A 2,253-nucleotide genomic window follows, 5' to 3' on the forward strand; every position below is an offset into this window, starting at 1 on the left:
GTCCTGGCCGGTGGGGCCGCGCCTGCCCCGCCCGCGGCGACGGCCCCACCGGCCAGGACACCGGCGGCCTTCGCGGAGTACCCGGCGGCGAACCACCCGATGACCGCGACCGGCAGCAGTGCCGGAATGCCCGCGTTGACCTCCTTCAGCTCGCCCGCGGCCAGCCGGCACCGGGCGCACTCCTCCAGGTGCTTGCGCAGCCCCCGCTCGGCCCGCATCCGCAGACCCCCGCGGGCGAAGGCGCCCAGCCGGTCCGCATACCGCGCGCACTCCCCGCCGGCGCTGAGCGCGGAGCTCACGTGCGCTTGGAGATAGGCTTGCTTGAGTCCCTCCCGCGCCCGGCCGGCCAGCACGGCCGTCGCGTTGGCGCTCAGCCCGAACAGCGGGGCGACCGCGCTGGGCGAGGACTCCTCGACCGCGGTGTGCCACAGCACCGCCTGCCACCGCTCCGGCAGGCTCCGGAAGGCCTGCACCGCCAGTGACCGCTCCGCCTCGTGCATCGCCCGCACGTCCGCGCCGAGTTCGAGCGTGTCGTCCCCGGACAGCCCGGTCGCGCCGCCCTGCTCCGCTCCCGCGACCGCCTGCTCGGCGAACAACGCGAAGTCGTCGACGAGCTGTTCACGCCTGGCGGTCTTCGCCCAGGCCGAGGCGACGCGCCGCACGGTGGTCAGCAGGTAGGCCCGCACCGCCTGATCCGGCCCCGCACCTCCCCGCACCGCCTGGAGGGTCCGCGTGAACACCTCGGCGGTCAGGTCGTCGGCGGTGTGCGCGTCCCGGCAGCAGGTCCGCGCGTACCGCCGCACGGAGTCGGCGTGACGGCGGAACAACTCCTCGTACGCCCCGTCGTCCCCGGCGCGCATCCGGGCGATCAAGTCGCCGTCGGACGGGGGGAGTTCGGCACTGCCCGCCCTGGGTGCGGCATGCCTGCCCCGGGCCGCGCGCTGGGCCGGAACCTGCCCCGGCGGCGCACCGGCCGCCTCGGCTTCCCCGGCGGCCCCACCGATCGGCTCTTCCCGACCGTCAACGCTCATCGCGGAAGCTCCCGCACGACAGACTCAACCGGTACACCGATCCAGCCTGTCACACGGGGGGCGCGCGCCGGACCACTCGCGCAACCATCCACCCGTCCGGGCAGCGTCCGCAAGGCGGTCCGTACCGCCTCTCACCCGTTCGAGTGAGGGCACGTCCGCGGACGCGCCGTCCCGCGGCGGTCGCCGCCGCGCCGGCGGCGACCGCCGCGCGGTCAGGCGGTGCGGGAGCGGAGCCCCTCCAGCAGGATGTCGAGCAGCCGGGCGGACGCCGCCGCCTGCTGCGCCGCGTCGGGCAGGGCCGGCGCGGCCGTCGCTATGACGAGCAGCACGTCGGCCACGGTCACGTCGGCACGCAGCTCGCCCGCCTCCCGGGCGCGGTCGACCAGCCGGCCGACCACCTCGAGCAGGGCGCCCGCACCCGCGTCCGGCGACGGCTCGTCGTCGGCGGCCCGGCCGCCCACGACGCGCAGCTCGGGAGAGCCCGCGGCGCCGGCCTGGCGCTGGTGCGGGACGCGCGCCTCAAGCGCCTCCTCGGCCTCGTCCTCCGCGGAGCGGACCCGCAGCACCTGCGGCGGCAGCAGCCGCCCCGCCCCGGAGGCCACCGAGGTGCGCAGGAAGCGGGACAGCGCCTGCCACGGCTCCTCCTCCTGGCCGAGCGCGGTCCGGGCCTGCTCGGTCAGCCGGGCGGTCTCCTCCTCGGCTATGCGCCGGACCAGCACGTCCTTGCTGGGGAAGCGCCGGTACACCGTGCCGACGCCGACGCGGGCGCGCCGCGCGACGTCCTCCATCGGGGCCCCGTAGCCGAGCTCGCCGAACACCTCGCGGGCGGCGCGGAGCACGTGCTCCAGGTTGCGCTGGGCGTCGACGCGCAGCGGCGTGGAGCGCACGCCCGACGCGCCGGTGCCGCCGGTGATGACGCGGCTGTTGGTCTCGCTCTGCAGCGCGGCCGCAGAACCATGGAAATCGGAAATGTTCATATGTATCCCCCGGTAATCACTTGTCTCCCCCCGGAGACATCCCCGCCTTCGTGCCGGGGTAGACCACGGTCAGTGGTCTCGGTCTCACTCCCCGACGAGATACGAACATAGTTGAGCCAGAGTCAATTCAGAAGAGGCAGCCCCCCTCCTGGCACCGCCCGATCGGAGCATCGCCCCCCACTTTTCCGGTCCAAGCCCCCGGAACCACCCTTTCCGTAGCCCCTGACCTGCACAACTCCTCCCCC

At 75.1% G+C, this 2,253-nt stretch carries 2 protein-coding genes; both read right to left on the reverse strand.

The window, feature by feature from the left end; translation table 11 throughout:
• The coding region (locus tag EF903_RS31805; RefSeq protein WP_125548431.1) for a sigma-70 family RNA polymerase sigma factor at positions 1–1,031 on the reverse strand (1,031 nt) is incomplete at its 3' end.
• A 212-nt stretch (positions 1,032–1,243) separates the two neighbouring features.
• Positions 1,244–2,008 carry a TetR/AcrR family transcriptional regulator gene (locus EF903_RS31810; RefSeq protein ID WP_125548432.1) on the reverse strand — a complete coding sequence of 255 codons (765 nt, stop codon included), beginning with the start codon at positions 2,006–2,008 and terminating at the stop codon, positions 1,244–1,246.
• Between the last annotated feature and the right edge of the window lie 245 nt (positions 2,009–2,253).

It is taken from the genome of Streptomyces sp. WAC05292, assembly GCF_003949955.1.
In the GTDB taxonomy this organism is placed as follows: Bacteria; Actinomycetota; Actinomycetes; order Streptomycetales; family Streptomycetaceae; genus Streptomyces; species Streptomyces globosus.